Annotated in this window: 16 protein-coding genes and 3 pseudogenes; 5 read left to right on the top strand and 14 right to left on the bottom strand. The window is 56.8% G+C overall.

The features are described from left to right. The first annotated feature begins 279 nt into the window (after positions 1-279). On the top strand, positions 280-1,359 hold the full coding sequence (locus BVU99_RS25090) for a pyruvate dehydrogenase (lipoamide) (RefSeq protein WP_099817124.1): 1,080 nt from the start codon (positions 280-282) through the stop codon (positions 1,357-1,359). On the opposite strand, the gene BVU99_RS02800 is transcribed toward BVU99_RS25090, so the two are convergent. Further along, complete coding sequence (locus tag BVU99_RS02800) at positions 1,360-1,797, bottom strand: MarR family transcriptional regulator (protein ID WP_025303324.1); 438 nt, start codon at positions 1,795-1,797, stop codon at positions 1,360-1,362. Positions 1,798-1,951: 154 nt separating this feature from the next. On the opposite strand from BVU99_RS02800, the gene aceE reads away from it, so the two are divergent. Next, positions 1,952-4,627 (top strand): pyruvate dehydrogenase (acetyl-transferring), homodimeric type, encoded by a 2,676-nt coding sequence (gene aceE / locus BVU99_RS02795; protein ID WP_025303325.1) that lies wholly within the window; start codon positions 1,952-1,954, stop codon positions 4,625-4,627. 27 nt (positions 4,628-4,654) lie between these two features. Here aceE and umuC read toward each other — a convergent pair whose 3' ends face one another. From umuC to umuD, 6 genes are all read right to left on the bottom strand, one after another. Next, on the bottom strand, positions 4,655-5,971 hold the full coding sequence (gene umuC / locus BVU99_RS02790; RefSeq protein WP_049204968.1) for a translesion error-prone DNA polymerase V subunit UmuC: 1,317 nt from the start codon (positions 5,969-5,971) through the stop codon (positions 4,655-4,657). Between the two features lie 205 nt (positions 5,972-6,176). Next, positions 6,177-6,908, bottom strand: a complete 732-nt coding sequence (locus BVU99_RS02785) for an energy transducer TonB (protein WP_164063052.1) — start codon at positions 6,906-6,908, stop codon at positions 6,177-6,179. 250 nt (positions 6,909-7,158) lie between these two features. Beyond that, on the bottom strand, positions 7,159-8,076 hold the full coding sequence (locus BVU99_RS02780; protein ID WP_049209469.1) for a FecR domain-containing protein: 918 nt from the start codon (positions 8,074-8,076) through the stop codon (positions 7,159-7,161). 17 nt (positions 8,077-8,093) lie between these two features. Next, positions 8,094-8,606: a sigma-70 family RNA polymerase sigma factor gene (locus BVU99_RS02775; protein WP_025303329.1), complete on the bottom strand. Its 513-nt coding sequence runs from the start codon at positions 8,604-8,606 to the stop codon at positions 8,094-8,096. Between the two features lie 168 nt (positions 8,607-8,774). Next, positions 8,775-11,195, bottom strand: coding sequence for a TonB-dependent receptor (locus tag BVU99_RS02770; protein ID WP_227255664.1), 2,421 nt, complete (start codon positions 11,193-11,195; stop codon positions 8,775-8,777). A 213-nt stretch (positions 11,196-11,408) separates the two neighbouring features. Continuing rightward, the gene (gene umuD, locus BVU99_RS02765; RefSeq protein WP_049209475.1) at positions 11,409-11,837 is read right to left on the bottom strand and encodes a translesion error-prone DNA polymerase V autoproteolytic subunit; all 429 of its coding nucleotides are present in this window, start codon (positions 11,835-11,837) and stop codon (positions 11,409-11,411) included. A 395-nt stretch (positions 11,838-12,232) separates the two neighbouring features. Between umuD and BVU99_RS25275 the strand changes: the two are divergent. Further along, positions 12,233-12,466 (top strand): annotated as a pseudogene (locus BVU99_RS25275) (resolvase); the annotation flags it as partial. Positions 12,467-12,524: 58 nt separating this feature from the next. Here BVU99_RS25275 and BVU99_RS24915 read toward each other — a convergent pair. The 7 genes and pseudogenes from BVU99_RS24915 to BVU99_RS25085 all read right to left on the bottom strand — a co-directional run bounded on the left by BVU99_RS24915 (position 12,525) and on the right by BVU99_RS25085 (position 17,007). Then, positions 12,525-12,896: a hypothetical protein gene (locus BVU99_RS24915; protein ID WP_126502249.1), complete on the bottom strand. Its 372-nt coding sequence runs from the start codon at positions 12,894-12,896 to the stop codon at positions 12,525-12,527. A 75-nt stretch (positions 12,897-12,971) separates the two neighbouring features. Next, positions 12,972-13,427, bottom strand: a pseudogene (locus tag BVU99_RS02745) (recombinase family protein); the annotation flags it as partial. 84 nt (positions 13,428-13,511) lie between these two features. Continuing rightward, on the bottom strand, positions 13,512-13,757 hold the full coding sequence (locus BVU99_RS02735) for a hypothetical protein (RefSeq protein ID WP_049295892.1): 246 nt from the start codon (positions 13,755-13,757) through the stop codon (positions 13,512-13,514). Between the two features lie 14 nt (positions 13,758-13,771). Further along, positions 13,772-13,957 (bottom strand): annotated as a pseudogene (locus BVU99_RS02730) (DNA polymerase V); the annotation flags it as partial. A gap of 268 nt (positions 13,958-14,225) precedes the next feature. Then, complete coding sequence (locus tag BVU99_RS02725) at positions 14,226-15,167, bottom strand: LysR family transcriptional regulator (protein WP_025303334.1); 942 nt, start codon at positions 15,165-15,167, stop codon at positions 14,226-14,228. Between the two features lie 278 nt (positions 15,168-15,445). Further along, on the bottom strand, positions 15,446-16,390 hold the full coding sequence (locus tag BVU99_RS02720) for an alpha/beta hydrolase (RefSeq protein ID WP_025303335.1): 945 nt from the start codon (positions 16,388-16,390) through the stop codon (positions 15,446-15,448). Between the two features lie 392 nt (positions 16,391-16,782). Beyond that, positions 16,783-17,007, bottom strand: coding sequence for a hypothetical protein (locus BVU99_RS25085; protein ID WP_168186796.1), 225 nt, complete (start codon positions 17,005-17,007; stop codon positions 16,783-16,785). A gap of 266 nt (positions 17,008-17,273) precedes the next feature. Here BVU99_RS25085 and fdhD point away from each other — a divergent pair, with 266 nt between their 5' ends. Both fdhD and BVU99_RS02710 read left to right on the top strand, forming a co-directional pair. Continuing rightward, positions 17,274-18,116 (top strand): formate dehydrogenase accessory sulfurtransferase FdhD, encoded by an 843-nt coding sequence (gene fdhD / locus BVU99_RS02715; protein ID WP_080350768.1) that lies wholly within the window; start codon positions 17,274-17,276, stop codon positions 18,114-18,116. A 58-nt stretch (positions 18,117-18,174) separates the two neighbouring features. Continuing rightward, positions 18,175-19,092: a bestrophin family ion channel gene (locus tag BVU99_RS02710; RefSeq protein WP_025303337.1), complete on the top strand. Its 918-nt coding sequence runs from the start codon at positions 18,175-18,177 to the stop codon at positions 19,090-19,092. Positions 19,093-19,097 lie beyond the last annotated feature (5 nt).

Genomic DNA, 19,097 nt, shown 5'->3' with positions numbered 1-19,097 from the left:
TTTTAAGATGCCGATATCCTCGTTTAGCGTTCACTAACGCGTGCCTGAGTAATATCGGCAAACCGTTTTTAGCTGCCCGCCATTTATAAAAAACCGCAGAAATAAGGACAACGGATGACGGCTGTCTGGTCGGTGAAACAAATAGGCTCCCTTCCGCAGAACCTGAATATACCGCCGCAGGTCACGCCTGGACGGCGGCGGCCTGTTCAGAAGTCATTGGCATACGTCATGAATTGCAATTACAATCATCGCACTTGCAACTAAAAAAGGGTACTCCGCATGTCGCCTCAACGTATAACACTGCCCGCCGCCTCGGCCAGAACCAAAACCCTGGCCGAAGCCTGTATCCGCAAGATGACCTCCGTCAGTCAAAAAGCCGGCGCCTCGCGCCCTTCTTCCAGCGCCTGGACGGCGCAAACGCTGGACGAACTTAACGCCAGCGGCGACATCTGGCTTATCGACGGCAGAAGGCGCACCGAGCCACCGAGTTCCCACTACGCCACCGCCTGGCCGCTCTGGTTTGGCCATCAATCAGAGCGTTATGAGAAGCCGCTGTTTTACTTCGTCAACACGCCCTCGGTGGACATGCTTCGCGGGCTTGAGCCGGAAACCAATCGTAAAGGGATTTTCATCAGCGATGCGGATACTGGCAGTGCCGATTTGCCCAAAGGCGTTCAGGCCTGGTTCCCGCTTCAGCTCACGGCCATGCCGGGCTGGTTGCCTTTCGATCCGGCCAATGCCCGAGAAACCGGCGCGATACTCCATCACGCCCTCCACGCGCTCTATCTGGAGGGAACGAGGAAGATGGTGTATCTCGCGACCAACGCAGACAATGGCCCCCTCTCTTCAGGGGAACCGTTTGTCGCAGAACAGGCGTTCAAGGGAATGTATCGTGTCGCCGCCGCGGCAGACTCGCCGTTGCAGGTTCGTCTGTGCGGCGCCGGCCGAGCGCTCGCCCGCGTTCAGCAGGCGGCCAAGGTGTTGAAAAACTGGGGGATTGTGTCTGAAATCTGGAGTTGCCCCAGCTACACACGGTTGGCGCAGGACGCCGAACTCGCCGACATGCAGCGCCAGGACAGCGGCGGCGAATGCCATCTGAAAACGTGCCTGGGTACCGGGAATGCCCCCGTCGTCGCCGTTACCGACTACTCGCACCTGATTGCCAATCAGCTCAGGCGATTCATTCCCGCGCGCTTTGCCGCGGTGGGCTCAGATTCACGGGTGCGCGGCGAAATCCACTACCCGCAGGCGGAATGGATTGCGCTCTGCGCCCTTAAACTGCTGGCCGACGAGCAGAAAATCCCTTCGGCGCTGATCGCCGATGCGCTGCGCGTTCTGCACATCACGCCCGATGCCTGATCACTCTCTGGCCAGCTGCATCGCATTGTTCAACGCGTCGGAGAAGCGTGCGACCTCTTCTTCGCTGAACTGGTTGAGAAAGTGGGTGTTGACCACCGAACGGTAGATCTCCCACATCTTTTTCCGCAGGGCCTTGCCTTCCTCGGTGATAGTCGCGAAGGAGGCCCGGCGATCGTCATCCGATCGAAAACGCGTGACCAGCCGCTCTTTTTCCAGGCGATCCATCAGGCGGGTCAGGTTGTAACGCTCAATCACCAACACGTCCGCCAGCTCATGCATGCGGCGTGTGCCGTTTTCCCCGCTTTCCAATCCCCATAACACGTCATACCAGGCGTAAACCGGCAGCCCCGCTTCCGACAACTTCGCCTCTATCTTTCTGATCATCGCCCGATGCGCGCGCACAAAGGAGAACCACAGGTCGGGTTGTTTATCTGTCATGTCATTTTTCTCGTCAAAACCGGTGAGTTGCAATTGCAATTGTAAAGGGATAGAGTGGCTTTCGCCATTGTTGCATTTGCAACTCTTGCACTTGCAATTCACTGAATCCCTGTATCGCTCAGCGCCTTATCAGGTAAGTACATTTGGAGCTTTTATGAACCAACCTGCGGTAAAAGCAGATCTCGACCCACAAGAGACGGCTGAATGGCTTGAGGCATTTGAAGGTGTCACTGACATCGACGGCCGTGAACGCGCGCATTTTTTGTTGGAAAGAATGGCCGAAGCCGATCAGCGCAAGCACGGTGATTTCTTCAGCATGGTCACCACGCCCTACGTGAATACGATCCCGGCCTATAAGCAACCGACGTATCCCGGCGATCTGGCCGCTGAAGCGCGCATCAATGCGTTTATTCGCTGGAACGCCATGGCGATGGTGCTGCGTGCCGGCAAACATTCCAACGTCGGCGGGCATATCGCCACCTACCAATCGGCCGCGGTGCTTTACGATGTGGGGTTCACGCACTTCTTCCGTGGGCGCACCGATGATTTCGCCGGCGACATGGTGTATATCCAGGGCCATTCCGCCCCCGGCATTTATGGCCGCGCCTATCTCGAAGGCCGCATCGACGAGGAGCTGCTCGACAACTTTCGCCGCGAATCCGCGCGCCGCGGCCTCTCCTCCTACCCGCACCCGCGGCTGATGCCGGATTTCTGGCAATATCCCACCGTTTCGATGGGGCTGGGGCCGCTGACCGCCGCCTACCAGGCGCGCTACATGCGCTATCTGGAATACCGCGAGTTGAAACCGCACCAGGGGAGAAAGGTGTGGGCGTTTCTCGGCGACGGCGAGATGGATCAGCCGGAATCGCTGGCGGCGATTGCGCTGGGCGGGCGAGAAAAACTCGATAACCTGATCTTCGTCGTGAACTGCAACCTGCAACGGCTGGATGGCCCCGTGCGCGGCAACGGCAAGATTATTCAGGAGCTGGAAGGCACCTTCAAAGCCGCCGGCTGGCAGGTGATCAAGGTGATCTGGGGCAGCGGCTGGGACAAACTGCTGCAAAAAGACCGCTCCGGGCTGCTGATGCAACGCATGATGGAGTGCGTCGACGGCGATTACCAAACCTTCAAGTCGCAAAGCGGCGCCTATGTGCGGGAGCACTTCTTCGGCAAGTATCCGGAATTGCTCGAGCTGGTCGCCGACCTGAGCGACGATGAGATCTGGGCGCTGCACCGCGGCGGCCACGATCCGCAAAAGGTGTACGCCGCCTACCATCAGGCGGTGCATACCCCGGGCAGGCCGACGGTGGTGCTGGCCAAAACCGTCAAAGGGTTTGGCATGGGGGAAGCCGGTGAAGGACAGAACATCAACCACCAGCTGAAAAAAATGAGCCAGGATGCGGTGAAAGCCTTCCGCGACCGTTTAGGGCTGACCATCTCCGACGCCCAACTGGCAGAGATCCCTTACCTGAAGCCCGAACCCGACAGCGCGGCGGCGAAGTACATCACCGCGACGCGCACCGCGCTGGGCGGCTACATCCCTGCCCGCTTCGGCCAATCCGCTCCGCTGGCGATACCGGAACTATCGCGCTTCGACGGCCTCCTGAAGGGCAGCGGCGAACGCAACATGTCGACCACCATGGCTTTCGTTAATATCCTCGGCACGCTGCTCAAAGACGTCAACATCGGCAAACTGATCGTGCCCATCGTGCCGGACGAGTCGCGCACGTTCGGCATGGAAGGCCTGTTCCGCCAGATTGGCATCCATTCCTGGCTCGGCCAGCTGTATACCCCGCAAGACGCCGGGCAGCTCAGCTACTATAAAGAGGCCAAAGACGGCCAGATTTTGCAGGAAGGCATCAACGAATCCGGTGCGATATCGACCTGGATCGCCGCCGGCACCGCCTACAGCAACCACGATGTCGCGACGATCCCGTTCTATATCTTCTACTCCATGTTCGGGCTGCAACGGGTGGGCGATCTCGCCTGGGCGGCGGCCGACGCACGCACCAAGGGTTTCCTGCTCGGCGCCACCTCCGGCAGAACCACCCTGATGGGCGAAGGCTTGCAGCATGACGACGGCCACAGCCACGTGCTGTCTTCGGTGATCCCCAGCTGCGTCTCCTACGATCCGACCTATGCCTATGAACTCGCGGTGATCGTCCAGAGCGGCATGCGCAGGATGTTCGTTGAACAAGAGGATATTTACTACTACATCACCTTGCTCAACGAGGGCTACCCGCAGCCGCCGATGCCGGCGGGCGTGGAGGACGGGATTATCCAGGGCGCCTATTTGCTCAAACAGAGCGAAACGACAAACCAAGAGAGCCCGCGCGCTCAGCTGGTCGCCAGCGGTGCCATCATGCGCGAGGCGCTGGCGGCGGCGGAGCTGTTGGCGGCGGACTTTGGCGTCGCCAGCGATATCTGGAGCGCCACCAGCCTGAGCGAGCTGCGCCGCAACGGCATGGCGGCCGAACGCTGGAACCTGCTGCATCCGGAAGATCCGCCGAAAGTTCCTTATATTCAGAGCCTGCTGGCGGCGCATCCCGGCCCGGTGGTGGTGGTGACGGACTATATGAAGATCGTCGGCGATCAGATCAAACCGTTCTTGCCCGACCGCACCTTTATCGCCTTGGGCACCGACGGCTTTGGTCGCTCGGACACCCGCGAGGCGCTGCGTGAGTTCTTCGAGGTCAACCGCCATTTCATCGCGCTCGCCGCGTTGAAACTGCTGGCTGACGAAGGCCGTATCGCCCGCAGCGAGGTCAACCGCGCCATGGCGCTGTATGGCATCGCCCCCGATAAGCCGGATCCGGCGGCGGTGAAGTAACACTCAGCCTACCCACGCCGCCGGTTGTCACCCGCGGCGTTTTTCTTCCTTCGATTCGGCGGAGCACGGCGCCCGCTCCCCCAGCCGCACCACCGGAATGTCCGCCAGCCGGGTGGTGTAGGCCGGCGACAGCATGTCGCGCTTCATTTGCCACGGCTTGACGATCCCCTGCCCGGCGAACCACACGCGCCCGCGCCCTTCCTGATTCAGGCGATCGAGGGTCGCCATCAGCCGCTCGCTGTTGCGGCGCGGCGGGCAGTCGTCGAACAGATCGATCTGTGCCATGGCGGCGGCGCTGAAATCTCCCAGCACCACGCCGCCCTTCAGGTAACGTCGCCCCTCCTGCCAGATGCTTTCCAGCGCACGTACCGCCATGGCGATGATGTCGCGGCTGTCATTGCTCGGGGTTTGCAGCCGGGCGGTGCCCATATTGCTGTAATACCCTTCGCCCGCCGAATGCGGGCTGGTTTTGATAAATACCGACACGTTGCGGCAATAGCGCTTTTCCTGCCGCAGCTTTTCGGCGGCGCGTTCGGCGTAGCTGCAGATCGCCTCGCGCATGTGTGGGTAGTGCGTCAGCCGCTGGCCGAACGAGCGGGAACAGATGATCTGCTCTTTGGCGGCCGCCTCATCTTCCCACTGCAGGCACGATTCGCCGCGCAGCTCGCGTATCGTGCGCTCCAGCACCACGCTGAAGGTTTTACGCGCCAGCCGGGTATCGCAGTCCGCCAGCTGCAGCGCGGTGTGAATACCCATCGCCTGCAACTGGCGAGTCAGGCGGCGCCCCACGCCCCACACCTCTTCCACCGGGAGCAACGCCAGCAGTTTGCGCTGGCGCGCCGGATCGGATAAATCCACCACGCCGCCGGTGCCGCGCCATTTCTTGGCAGCGAAGTTGGCCAGCTTGGCCAGCGTTTTGCTCGGCGCAATGCCGACCCCGACCGTCAAATGCAGCTCGCGCCGGATGCGATCGCGCACCCGCTGGCCGAATGGCTCCAGCGCCTCGCAGTGCGCCACGCCGTCCAGCCGCAGAAAGGCTTCGTCCAGCGAATAAATCTCCACCGCCGGCGCCATCTCTTCCAGCGTGTCCATCACCCGGCGGGACATGTCGGCGTACAGCGCGTAGTTGGAGGAGAACACCGCAACGTTGCGGCGGCGCATCTCCTCTTTGATTTTGAAATAAGGCGCCCCCATCGGCACGCCCAATGCCTTCGCCTCGGCGCTACGGGCGATCACGCAGCCATCGTTGTTGGACAGTACAATCACCGGCCGCCCCCGCAGATCGGGCCGAAAGATGGTCTCGCAGGAAGCATAGAAACTGTTGACGTCTACCAGGGCGAACATGGCTACTGCCCCTTCATCGCCAGAGGCCAGACTGGCGTTATCGTCAGTGGGTTGTTATTCATAACGGCACCAGGTTACTGTTCATGCATACAGTATTTGTATTTTTCTGGCGACGATCAAGTAGAAACCATCTCATCGCTGCTATCCGTTTGATGCACTTTGGCTTTTAACTCAGCCCTCCGTTTACCTGGAGCCGAGTTTTTCATTAACGGCGAACTTCACGCAGATCGAAACGAATCGGAATGGTCACGCTGAATTCCGCCTGCCCCGCTGCGATCTCGTTGCCGGGTGCGGGCAGTGGAGAAGCGCGCTGCGGTAACTGAAGCGCCTCCCGATCGAGCGAAGCAACGCCGCTCGATCGCAATAGCTTCACGCCCAGCACGTTTCCCTGTCGATCCAACGTCACGGCAACCTGAACAATACCCTGGCGCTGCTGGCGTACCGCCAGGGCGGGATAGCGTTTGAAACGGCTCAAATGCGCCAACAGCAGGCCGCTCCAGACCGAGGCATCCTGACTCGGCTGCGACGCCACGCTGGTTTGCGGCGCGGCAACACGCTTTCCGTCCATAGACGGCGGCGCGCTGGTGCTTGATGCTCTTGAGTTTGCAGACGCCATTTTTTCCTGTTCTTCTTGCCTTGGGCGCGGCGGTTCCGTCTTCGGTTTGATGGGGTCGTTCCGTTGCCCTTTGGCCTTGCTCTGCCGCTCCGTTGCACGCGGCGCATGAATCAGCGGAGGCATCGCCGCCTCCGGTTCCCGATTGGCCTGCCGTTGCGCCACCGCCTGCACCTGGCGCACGCCGGTTGGCATCGGTTCCGTGTTGGGTGTCGATTCAGCCGGCTCGGCAACCATCATCAACACCATCGGTTGTGCCGCAGGCAGCAACGGTGGCATCAGGTGATAACCGAGCCCAAACCACAACGCACCATGCAGACCCAACGCCAACACATTGGCGGTAGCCCAGCGCCATCGCCCGCCTGTAGGGGGTAAAGAGAAATCGCCAGATAATACGTTGTGATTGAACATAGGGAACGGTACTCAGGTTAAGCGTAAAACAGACCAACGTACGCAGCGGTCAACGGCAGTCGGGGTATGTCAGAAAGGTCGTTTAGGCACGCGGCACCGGGCAGGTAACGAAAAAGAACAGGTCAATAGAAAAGGAAATGCCCTAATGGCAGAGTAAAAAACTTTAGGATACGGTGATGAAGTATTTTGACAGCATATTTACCCTAACCGGCAACGCGCCGGGCAGTGCCGCGATGACGCGCTCGGGGTCAGCCAGCGGGAACGCACCGGAGAGCCTCAGGCCGGCGACCTCCGGCCGGCAGCGAATAACGCCCTGACGATAACGCCCCAGTTCCATCAGGAAGTCGTCCAGCCGCATGTTGTCGGCCAGCAGCATGCCTTGCCGCCAACCGGGCTCTTGCGTCACGCGATACGGTTCGCCAATGCCTTGCCGGCTTAATCTGCCGCCCTGACCGGCGTTGAGCACCGCGTTCCGATGCGCTGGTGAAAGGATCGTGACCCGGCCAAGATAAACGGCGATATCACTGTAAGTGTCCCACAGGCGAATGCTGAAGCGAGCAGCCTGCACCATGAGCTCGCCCTGCGGCAATCTCACCGTCAACGCACCGCTTTCCGGCGGCAGATTCACCATCATTTCGCCTTCCAGCAATGTGGCCTGCTGACGGCTGACGTTGACCGCCGTTTGCGTGTTCAGCATCAACTGCGCGCCATCCGCCAACGCGACGGTTTGCTGTTCCCCCACCGCCGTACGGTAATCCGCCAGCCAGGGGCGCCATGGCAGCGCGCCCGAACCGACACCAACCGTCCCCACCACGCCGATGGCCGCCAGGCTTCTCAATAACCGGCGACGTTGCGGGTTCGGCAACTGCGACAGACTACGCTGCGCCGCCGCCCCGTTAAGCAGAGAAAAACGGGATGAAAACGCGGCGATATGCCGCCAGGCGCGTTCATTTTCCGGTTTCGCCTGATACCAACGTCGCCAGTTTTCCCTATCCGCGTCGCTTGCCTCTTCCGACATCAGCTGCGTTAACCACGCGGCGGCCTCTCGCGCGCTCTGCCGATCGATATCCGATTCCATCATGGGTTCCGCACCTGCCGTTACGCCGCCAATGCAAAGAAACAGTGCAAATTAGCGCGCTGCAGATATTGTTTCACCGAGCTGGTCGACACCCGTAAACGTTCAGCGATGTCGCAATAACGCATGCCCTGCAGGTGCGCCAACAGGAAAGCCTCGCGGACGTGCGCCGGCAATCCGTCCAACGCCTGATCCAACTGTTCGAGCATTTCGAGGGTTTGTTGACGAACTTCCGGCGAGGGCGCCTCGATCGCCGGCAACTCGCTCAAGGCCTGCAGATAGCTCTCTTCGATTGTTTTACGCCGGTAATAATTCGCCACCAGCCGGCGCGCTACGGTCGCCAGGAAGGGGCGTGGTTGCCGAATGGCGAGCAACTGCGGGCTCAGTAAAATACTGATGAAAGTATCCTGCGCCAGGTCTTCGGCGTGATGCGCACACCCAACCTTCTGTCGCAGCCAATGGCATAGCCAACTGTGATGCTCAAGGTAAAGCTGTTGAGCAAACCCGTTGGCTGCCGCGGCCTCTTTCCTTGCCATTCGGTGACACCAATTGATAATGAGATTGAAAATGATAATTATTATTATTTTAAAATTGTAACTTCTGTGTCAAGCGATTGCTGATGATTTATAAACGGCGAAAAAATAGGGAAATACGGGGGAGGAAACGTGAAAAGGGGCCTAAATGGCCCCCTGCAGACAGGATCGTCAAAAACGCTGACTGACGCTGAACTTGATGTTGCGCCCTACGCCAGACACCGATTCGCCCAGGTAAGGGTAATAATCGCGGTTGAACAGGTTGTCCACCGCCACGCGGGCTTCGAAGCCGTGCAAACCGCTGGGCTGCCACGAGGCGAACAGGCCGTGCAATGCATAACCCGAGGTTTTCGGCAGGGCCCAGACAACGGCCATCGGATCGCCGTCGGCCGGTGAACGATCCTGTTTACGTACGAAATCGCCGGTCCAGCCGAAGGCCATGTCCCACTGCGGCACTTTCATGCCCAGCATCGCGTGTGCCGTAACGGGTGGAATTTCGGCAATCCAGGTTTCGTTGCCCCACGGATCGCGCGGTGAAGCGTCGCGTTTGCCGCGGATCGAGGAGAACGACAGGCTGCCGAACAGGCTTTCGCTGTCATAAAACGATTCGAGCTCCACGCCCTCAATGGTATAGCCCGGCAAGTTGCGATAGTTCGACAACGGTTGCCCACATTGGCCCCCGTGCCGTGCGGCGTCACACACTACGCCGCGACGATAGAAAATCTCGTCCTTGCCGCGATTGCGGAACAGCGTAGTGCGGATCTGCAGGCTGTCCCGCGCCATCAACACATCGTTGAAGTCCAGCACCGCGCCGAGACGAACGCCCGTCATGCGTTCCACCTGCAGGCCGCGGCTGGTACCGGGCACGCTGGAAGCGGCGTATTGCACTTCGTACTGTTCGTCGATCACCGGGGCGCGCCAGGTGCGGCTAACGTCGGCAAACAGGGACAGATTCGACGTCGCTTTCCACATCACGCCCAAATGCGGCGACCAGCCGGTATAGGTCACGCTGCTGTAATCATGGCCCACGAGCGGATCGCTGTCGTTATAGCGCGGCGCCCGGTTCGGTTGCCCGGTATTGGTCACATGATCGTAACGCACGCCCGGCGTCACGGTCAGGCTGCCGAAGCTGACCGCATCCTGCAGATAAACGCTGCGGGTTTCCTGTTCGCCCGCCGGCATGTAGTACGGCTGGAAATAGCCGTAGTTGTAACTGGCGTTTTTCACCTGCGAAGGGTAATACATCAGGGTATCGCGCTGATGTTTATGCCAACGCGCACCGAGCAACAGCTTGTGCTCCAGCGGACCGCTGGCGAAACGGCTTTCATTGCTGACGTCAAACTGCCGATCGGTATAGTTCACCCAACTTTCATTGCCCAGCGTACCGAGATAGCTGAACTTTGAAGCGGAATCCGGCCGCTTGTCATGCTGCTCGGTCTTCGAATAGGCGTAAGACAGCGTCAGATTCAGCAACGGCTGCGCTTCCGGCGCCAGATTCCATTTCACCGAGTAATTGGTGTCTGTCTGGTCGCGATACACCAGAATGCGGCGCCACGCTTCTTCCCGGCCATATTTATCGATATCCGCCTGGCTGGGCGCGGCGATATCGTCCCGCTTGGCGGCAAAAGGCTGCCAGCCATCGGAATCGGATCGCATCGCCGACAGCGTCAGCGTTTGCGCCTCGCTCAGATAAATATTGGTTTTTAACAGGTAGGAAGCCTGATCGTTGGCAGAATAGGCAAAACGCGTGCCGTCCGGCCGCTTCAGGTTGCCGCCGTCACGCTTGCTCATGTAGAGCAAACCGTCGGCGGATCCTTCCGGCGTACGGCCGTACAAGGCACCGCTGTAAATGCCCTGACGATCGTTGGTGTGGTAGCTGTACTTCAGCAAGCCGCCAAAATCTTCGCCCGGCAGCAGCATGTCCCCAGCATCTTTGGTCTCCAGCGTAATGGTCCCGCCAAAGCCGCCATTGCCGTTCAACAGATTGTGCGGCCCCTTATCGACCTCAACCTTTTTCAGCAGTTCGGGTTCGATGAATACCGAGCCCTGCCGATATTTCTCAAATCCCTTCGGCGCCCCGTCCAGCACGACCTTCACATCTTCCATGTCCCCCATGCCCCAGATATTCAGGCTTTGGCCGCCCGGGCGCGGCGAGCCCGCCATCCCTACGCCAGGCAAGCGATCAAGCAAACTGGCGATATTGTCAGCCTGCACGCGTTCGATGTCTTCTTTATCCAACACCGAACGGCCGGCGGCGACGCTGTCGGACAAACCGCCGACCACCGACAGTTCCGGTATCGTCAACGGCTGAACCGGCCCGGCGTCGACCAACCGATATCCCTGTGCGGTTTGCTGAGCGCGCAATCCGCTGCCCGCCAACAGCGTATCGAACGCGTCGGTGAGGCGATAATGCCCCTGCAGGCCCGCGGTGTTTTTTCCACGCGTCTGTTCGGGCGTGAAAATCACTATCACGCCGGCCTTAGCGGCCGCCGTCTGCAAGGCGGGCGCCAGGTCACCGGCGGGAATGGCGAAAGGCAGGATAGCGGACTGCTCGACCGCCGCCGGTGGCACCGACGCACCGGGCGCCGCCATCGCGGAGGTGAGCATGCCCGATAATGCGCACCCTACCCCGATAGCGACCCGCTTCCCGGCGGTACGTTTGGCTGATGTGAACGTACGCCCTGCGCCGTTCTTGTTTTTTATGGCCATGAAGGATTCCCCTGAGTGTAATGAACTGGAAACTCAGTAGAGAGGTCACGCCAACGAAAAGATCGGGCAGAAAAAAAATGAAAAAAAGGGCCGAAGTCACCGGGCCGCGTAGACGATAAAGGTCACCACGCCGAAGATCTCCAGTTGCGCTTCGTCGTCGAACACGATCGGCGCGTAGGCGGGGTTCATCGGCAACAGCCGCACATCGGGGTGACGCTGCAGTTTTTTGACGGTGAATTCGCCGTCCACCGCGGCGATCACGATATTGCCGTGCTCCGGCGTCAGGGCGCTGTCGACAATCAGCAGATCGCCATCCCGGATATTGCCGTCGATCATCGATTCGCCGCTGGCGCGCACGAAATAGGTGGCGTTGGGGTGCCGCACCAGCAGCTTGCCGATGTCCAGCCGACCTTCGACATAGTCTTGCGCCGGGGAAGGAAAACCGCAGGCCACGCGATCGGCAAACAGCGGTAACGTTAGGGGTTCACCTGGTGAAAAAGCATACAACCTTGAATTACTCAGCATAATCACAACCAAACTGTATATTTATACAGTAAAGCATAAACAAAACGCGAACGCGTGCAACCCCCTATCCCCCTGCGGATCGCGCTTTGCCGCGTAATATAATAATTTTCTGAGCGATTTTTTTTTACGCCTGCTAAGTGTTTTACTGCCCCTTGCACACACGTTATCCACCAAAACTGTGGATAATGCGGCACTCAGACCGTTGGCGTATCGATGGGCAGGATGAGTGAGGGGTTGTCATTGCGAACGGCGCCGACGGCGGGCGATACCGGTTGCCAGACGAAATCCTCTGCCTGCAGGCTGCACACGTCAGCCTGCATTTGACCAGAGGGCGGGACTAAGCGGGTGTCGAGCCAGTCGCGCGCGGCCGTCGGTCTCTGCTGCGTACAGCGCCGCAAAGAACAGCGGCAGGCCTTGCCTCAGCAAGAGCCCACAGGAGGAACGGCGGACGGCCTTACAAAATGACACCAATAAAATTGCGACTGGCAATGGCATCAATGGGACGGCCAGAGACGAAAGTCAGTACGTTATGCCAGGAGCTTGGGATAACCCGACAAACGCTGTACCGCCACATTTCCCCTGATGATCCACTGCGAGCTGACGGTATAAAGCTGCTCAACCGGGGATAATTTTAGCGGACGGAAAAATCTGGGGTTCCGGCGTAGAACCCCGAATAAGGAATAATCCTTAATTCATTTCAGGATTATTAATTCCATCTAAAACCTCTCGGCAATATTCTTTTTTATAGGCTTCATCATTACTTAATGACTTAACCAAAAAATCAGCATTTTTCCAACCATTATCCCAATGCGTATCGAATCCTGACTGTTCATACTTTAATGTTCTAGTTAATGAGTCTTTTATTTGTTTTTTATATTTATCAATTTTCTCATTGGTTGCCCCACAAACATCATGTGCAACACGAGCATTTGAGCCAGAAAAACCTATTGCTGAAATTGCCATCGCTTCATTTGATTTGTCGAAATCATTCGCATATGCCACAGCATTAGATAAAGCGAATATGACAAGAGCAGGTATGATTTTTTTGTATGAAATCATCTTTCACCTCTAACTCATTGATTGTTCATGGGGTCAGTTGGGATATCGAAAATTATTGTACATTAAGGCTGCTTTTTAATCAGTCTCAACTTCTTTATAGAAGGCCTGAATGCGACAAACTTGGGAAGTACTGTAGCCTGTCGCGTCTGCTGTTTCTCGGATGCTCAGTTTCTTAATCTGTCGGTAGTACAGGACTTTCTGATGTCGTTCCTGATCTGCCTGCTTTCCCCGGTATCTACCCAACGTATGCGCCCGTTCAATTCCCTGCTTTTGCCGTTGGCGGCGACTCAACCAGTCCTTATGTGACATCGCGGCCATCAGGTCGATTAGCATGTTATTGATGGCGGTTATTACTGCACGGGTGATCGGGCCCGCCTGTGCAGGATCTTTCTCTGACAGCGCCTGCCATGAGGTAGGGACATCCAGGCTGACAATCCGTAACTCATGCTGCTCAATCTGCTTTTTCAACGTCATCCAGTCACTGTTGCTGAGACGGGTCAGGCGGTCTATCTGCTCAACCAGCAAAATATCAGTTACCGTTTGGGGGCGGCCAGCACAATCAGCATCCGTCGCTGCAGCGGCGACGGCCGGCGGACGTTAACCGTTGCCACGATGTCACTCCTCTCTCTTATAGATGAGGACATGCAGGCGCAGCCGGTCGGCATCAACACGTTCATCCATTATTGTGCCCGGATAGCCCTGCAGCGCCAGACCGTACCAGAAACTCAGAATGACAGAAGCCTTACCCAACTCTAGGGTGTAACCCATCCCGCCCTGGTTCAGATTGCATTTTTTAATCGCATCTTCTGCTTCCCGGGTCAGCTGCGCATAGCTGAGTGAAAAATTCAGTGCCTGATCCATCCTGCTCGCTCCATCTCTCCGCTGGCGCGCACGAAATAAGTGGTATTAGGATGCCGCACCAGCAGTTTGCCGATATCCAGCCGGCTCTCGACATAGTCCTGCGCCGGGGAAGGAAAACCGCAGGCCACGCGATCGGCAAACAGCGGTAACGTCAGGGGCTCACCTGGTGAAAAAGCATACAACCTTAAAGTACTCAGCATAATCACAACCAGGCTGTATATTTATACAGCAAGGCATAAACAAAACGCGAACGCGTGCAACCCCCTATCCCCCTGCGGATCGCGCTTTGCCGCGTAATATAATAATTTTCTGAGCGATTTTTTTTTACGCCTGCTAAGTGTTTTACTGCCCCTTGCACACACGTTATCCACCAAAACTGTGGATAACCTGGCACTCGCCCCCACGGCATATCGATAGCCATGGTGAGTCATGCACTGTCATGGCGAACGGTGCCGAAGACCGTGATATTCAGCGATTAATCGGCGTGTTATCCCGTACCGCGCCCTTCTTCGTAAGCCACGGTGCGAGCTGCTCGGTTATCCAATCCATGAATACGTTAACTTTACGGGACAAATTATGACGATGCGCGACGACGAACCAGAACTTCATCGGCTCAGGCTCACAATCAGGCAGAATCTGCAGCAGCTCGCCACGCTCGACGTGGTTATGCACGCCAAGCATCGGTGACTGGATTAAGCCAATCCCCGCCAACCCAGCAGCAATAAACGACTGCGCATTGTTCAGCTTCAGCGATCCTGGCAGATTTAAATATTCATATTTACCGTTTTTCAGGTAGTCCCAGCCCATCGGCTTACTACCAATATTCGGCGTATAGTGCACGGCCACATGCTGATACTTGAGAAGGTCATCGATACTGTATGGCGTGCCTTTTCTCGCCAGATAATCCGGGCTGGCGAGGTTGAATACGGGCATTTCTCCAATCAGTTTCGCCACCAGGTTCTTATCGTAAACGGCACCCGCCCGGACAACGCAGTCGAAGCCTTCCTGTACCAGATCCACCCGCCGGTCGGTGCAAGATAATTCCAGCGTAATGCCGGGATAGCGGGAAAAAAAATCGGGGAGTTTAGGGATAATAATGCTGTTGGCTATATCCGTAGGCATATCCACCCTCAGCTTGCCTTTCAGTTCCGTCCTTTCGACAAACATCGTCTGCAGGTCATCTACCGAAGAGAGTATTTCTACTGCGCGTTCGTAAAACGCCAAGCCGTCTTCCGTCAGATGCACTGCCCTGGTGGTTCGATGTAACAGGCGTACGCCAAGCACGTCTTCCAGCTGGCGGATAACAATGGAAATTCGACTCTTATTCACCCCCAGATCGTCTGCCGTTTTTGTGAAGCTGCAGGTCTGGGCCACACGCAAAAAAATCCTCAGATTTTCCAGGGTATTCATGCGATATCTCCTAACGTTTTGCATATTCATGGGGAGGTCCAGACGTTATGCCACCGCAAAATATTATCCAGAACGACTATTCCGTCACAACCAGAAATAAATATATTAATTGAATAACAAAAAAAAGAAAGAAAAGCACCGCCAAAACGAGCGATGCCCTAGGAGAATTCCGTGAAATAAAAAGGTGATGGTGAAATGCAGTTTTTATAACTCCATGTGGACACACTCACTTATTCATCACATTAAAAATAAATACTGCTTAAAAGATCCATTCACCCTCAGTTCATGTAATTATTGAACCAGTCCAACATCAGCTTTGGCTCGCGTTGGAAGTACAGATAACCATCCCAGCGGTGGGTGGTATTACGGATCCAGTGCAGCTGTTTCTCTTTAACCGGCATGCTGTCGAAAATGTTCTGCACATCGGATGGCCGGGTCATCACGTCGTCATGTACCTGATAGATGAAAGTGGGAACACTGGTGTTGGTCCGCGCAGGCACGGAAGGATCCATGTCATCCAGATGGAAACTGGTGACCATCGCCAGACGTTCGTCAATTTCATCAAGACGGTCCGGGATGCCGGCCAATTCCGTCGCGACGCCGACGGCGGCACGCATGGAAATCGGCTGTGGCATAACCACACAACGGACATCATTGAACTGCTCCGGATATTTCGCCATCGCAAAGAACGTCGCGTTACCGCCCATGCAGCGACTGAACAAACCGATTTTCTTTCCTTTCAGGTCAGGACGGCTGCGGACATAGTTCAATGACCCCACGACGTCGCGCGCTTCCAGCACGCCGATGCTGCCGATACCGCCGTTAGCTTCGCCGCTCAGACCCAGATTGCGCAGGTCGTAAGCCAGTACGTTGTAGCCTGCATCGTGCAGAATTTTATAGTCCGGCAGGAAGCTGAAAGCAAAATCGTTACCGCCTGCAGCGCCGATGGAACGCCACGGCTCGCGGTCGGCAGGCAGGCCAGTCCGGCTGCACCACACAGGGTGGTTACAGATGATGACCTTGTCGGAACCTACGCAAGGGATGAACCACGCTTCCAGCGGCACGCCGTCCAACGCTGGGAAAAAGACGTCTTCATACTGCAAGCCGAAGTCAGTGGGTTTGCCGATGACCGGAGAACGGATAGGTTTACTGAAAATAGCAACCATGCTTTCAACGATGGCATCGGCTTCTTCACGGCTTGGCGTAGACGTTGTCTGTGTCATGATATTGTGCTCCATTTATAATATATTGGTTAAAGTGTATATTAGTTAATCAATAGTTCGCAGATGCGCTGTATTGCTTAGCTGAGATGGATACTAGTAAGGATATTGTTTGCGATAAATAGCAAAAATATAAACGTATTGTTTCACTAAACAACAACAATAGGGGGCGATGAGAAAAAGACAGAAGCAGCAATCAAACAGAGGCTGACCTCAGCGATAATAAAAAAATCACTTACACCAATAACAAGTCACAAGTCACAAGTCACAAGTCATTATTAATAACGCCAAAAAATTCCATGACGTAAAAACCCACATAAAATGCCGACAACGTTTCAATTTGATAAGTCAGCGGCTCATTTGAAATCACGGTGACTATATCGATAGGGTTATGTTCACTCTGGTGGCTTGTCAGAAGAAAAAGTGCTGCGGCTGTTCAAGCGCAGACTCGCCGCAATGCCGCATCGTCGAGTACCAATTTTGACATTTTTGCACTGGTGCTTAATCACGTAAGGCTCATTGCCAGAGCAAACGACGACAGGATAAACCTGCTGATTAAAAAATGCGCCTCTTCTCCATGCCCCCTGACTTTCTAAAGCACTGTATTTTAATACCGTCATTGTGTTCGTGGCGCAAAGCGGCATCCATCGCCAAAAGTCGCCATACGCTGCAGTCCTCTGCGTAATATAATAATTTTCTTAGCGATTTTTTTACGCCTGCTAACGGTTTCACTCTGCCTTGCACACACGTTATCCACCAAAACTGTGGATAACCTGCAGGGCGTGATTCCCTACGCGAGCGGGATCAGAATCCTGTATAATCCCCACACCTGCTAATAAGAATTCATCCCCGTCGGCGCCTCGTCACCGACAGTCACGAGAACGTTATGAACAAGCACCTACTCCTCGCAGAAACCGACGATATCAAACAGGAATGCCTGACGCGCCACGCGGTCTGGCAGCGCAACGATCTGGCTCAGGCGCAACAGGATTGGCTGGCGGAAGAAGTACCGGTCGCCCTGGTGTACAACGGCATTTCCCACGTGGTGATGATGGCGACGCCGAAAGATCTGGCGGCCTTCGCCATCGGTTTTTCGCTGTCCGAAGGCATTATCGCCTCCCCCGACGACATCTACGACATCCGCCAGCAACCGGCCTGCAACGGCATTGAAGTGCATGTGGAACTCTCGAGCCGCCGCTTTATGCAGCTGAAAGAGAAGCGCCGCAGCCTGGCCGGCCGCACCGGCTGCGGCGTCTGCGGGGTGGAACAGCTGCAGGAGGTTGCTCAGCCCATCGCACCACTGCCTTTCACGCAACGTTTCGATTTGGCGCTGCTCGACCGGGCGTTAGCGCAGCTGCAGGAGGTGCAAACGGTAGGAAAACTGACCGGCTGCACCCATGCGGCGGCCTGGATCCAGCCGGACGGCGCGCTCAGCGGCGGATGTGAAGACGTCGGCCGCCACGTGGCGCTCGACAAGCTGCTGGGCTACCGCAGCCAACAGGCGTGGCTGCAGGGTGCGGCGCTGGTGTCGAGCCGCGCCAGCTATGAAATGGTGCAAAAATCCGCCATGTGCGGCGTCGAGATCCTGTTCGCCGTTTCCGCCGCCACCCGCCTGGCGGTGGAAGTGGCCGAACGCAGCAACCTGACGCTGGTGGGCTTCAGCAAACCGGGGCGCGCCACCGTCTATACGCATCCGCAGCGGCTCTGGCAATCGACAACGGCGGCCTAACGCCGCCGGATAAGAATCGACTATTCTCAATAGCAGGACACCAGGAAGCACCCACGTCATGATAATTCGCCCGAATCAGAACTGGTTTTTTCGCCTGTTCGCCTGGCACGGTTCCGTGCTATCAAAGATCACCTTTCGCCTATCGCTGAACGTGCTGATGTCGATAGTGGCGGTGATCAGCTACCAATGGTACGAACAGCTCGGCGTGCATTTAACCATCGCACCGTTCAGCCTGCTGGGCATCGCCATCGCCATTTTTCTCGGCTTTCGCAATAACGCCGGCTACAGCCGCTTTGTCGAAGCGCGCAACCTGTGGGGCTCGCTGCTGATTACCGAGCGCTCCCTGCTGCGCCAGATCAAAAGCCTGCTGCCGGACGAATCGGCGGTGCAGCAAAAGGTTGCCAAGCTGCTGATCGCCTTCAGCTGGAGCCTGAAGCATCAGCTGCGCGGCACCGACCCGACCGCCGATCTGTACCACAATCTCAGCAGCCAAGAGCTGGCCGAGGTGATCGCCAGCCCGATGCCGACCAACCGCATCCTGCTGATGCTGGGCCAGGAGATCGGCAAGCTGCGCCGACAGGGGCTGCTGAGCGACATCACTTTCGAGCTGCTCGACAACAAGCTGAGCGAACTGTCCCACGCCCTCGGCGGCTGCGAACGGCTCGCCAGCACGCCGGTGCCGTTCGCCTATACCCTGATCCTGCAGCGCACCGTTTACCTGTTCTGCAGCCTGTTGCCTTTTGCCCTGGTGACCGACCTGCATTACATGACACCGTTTGTTTCAGTGTTCATTTCCTATACCTTCTTATCCTGGGACTCACTGGCCGAAGAGCTGGAGGATCCGTTTGGCGTGTCGGCTAACCATCTGCCGTTAAACGCCATCTGCAACACCATCGAGCGCAACCTGCTGGAAATGAACGACCAAAGCCCGCTGCCACCGCCGATGAAACCCGACGAGCACTTTAATTTGATCTGACCGAT

Origin of the sequence: Serratia sp. OLAL2 (genome assembly GCF_002752475.1) — a bacterium.
GTDB classification, from domain to species: Bacteria; Pseudomonadota; Gammaproteobacteria; order Enterobacterales; family Enterobacteriaceae; genus Serratia; species Serratia bockelmannii.
The sequence above is the reverse complement of the archived record's forward strand: the minus strand, read 5'-3'. Positions and strand labels throughout refer to the sequence as shown.

What these genes read in the sequence shown, in the direction of transcription:
- BVU99_RS25090 (WP_099817124.1), top strand. Translation starts at nt 280, where the DNA reads ATGTCGCCTCAACGTATAACACTGCCCGCCGCCTCGGCCAGAACCAAA.
- BVU99_RS02800 (WP_025303324.1), bottom strand. Translation starts at nt 1,797, where the DNA reads ATGACAGATAAACAACCCGACCTGTGGTTCTCCTTTGTGCGCGCGCAT.
- aceE (WP_025303325.1), top strand. Translation starts at nt 1,952, where the DNA reads ATGAACCAACCTGCGGTAAAAGCAGATCTCGACCCACAAGAGACGGCT.
- umuC (WP_049204968.1), bottom strand. Translation starts at nt 5,971, where the DNA reads ATGTTCGCCCTGGTAGACGTCAACAGTTTCTATGCTTCCTGCGAGACC.
- BVU99_RS02780 (WP_049209469.1), bottom strand. Translation starts at nt 8,076, where the DNA reads ATGATGGAATCGGATATCGATCGGCAGAGCGCGCGAGAGGCCGCCGCG.
- BVU99_RS02775 (WP_025303329.1), bottom strand. Translation starts at nt 8,606, where the DNA reads ATGGCAAGGAAAGAGGCCGCGGCAGCCAACGGGTTTGCTCAACAGCTT.
- BVU99_RS02770 (WP_227255664.1), bottom strand. Translation starts at nt 11,195, where the DNA reads ATGGCGGCGCCCGGTGCGTCGGTGCCACCGGCGGCGGTCGAGCAGTCC.
- umuD (WP_049209475.1), bottom strand. Translation starts at nt 11,837, where the DNA reads ATGCTGAGTAATTCAAGGTTGTATGCTTTTTCACCAGGTGAACCCCTA.
- BVU99_RS24915 (WP_126502249.1), bottom strand. Translation starts at nt 12,896, where the DNA reads ATGATTTCATACAAAAAAATCATACCTGCTCTTGTCATATTCGCTTTA.
- BVU99_RS02735 (WP_049295892.1), bottom strand. Translation starts at nt 13,757, where the DNA reads ATGGATCAGGCACTGAATTTTTCACTCAGCTATGCGCAGCTGACCCGG.
- BVU99_RS02725 (WP_025303334.1), bottom strand. Translation starts at nt 15,167, where the DNA reads ATGAATACCCTGGAAAATCTGAGGATTTTTTTGCGTGTGGCCCAGACC.
- BVU99_RS02720 (WP_025303335.1), bottom strand. Translation starts at nt 16,390, where the DNA reads ATGACACAGACAACGTCTACGCCAAGCCGTGAAGAAGCCGATGCCATC.
- BVU99_RS25085 (WP_168186796.1), bottom strand. Translation starts at nt 17,007, where the DNA reads ATGACGGTATTAAAATACAGTGCTTTAGAAAGTCAGGGGGCATGGAGA.
- fdhD (WP_080350768.1), top strand. Translation starts at nt 17,274, where the DNA reads ATGAACAAGCACCTACTCCTCGCAGAAACCGACGATATCAAACAGGAA.
- BVU99_RS02710 (WP_025303337.1), top strand. Translation starts at nt 18,175, where the DNA reads ATGATAATTCGCCCGAATCAGAACTGGTTTTTTCGCCTGTTCGCCTGG.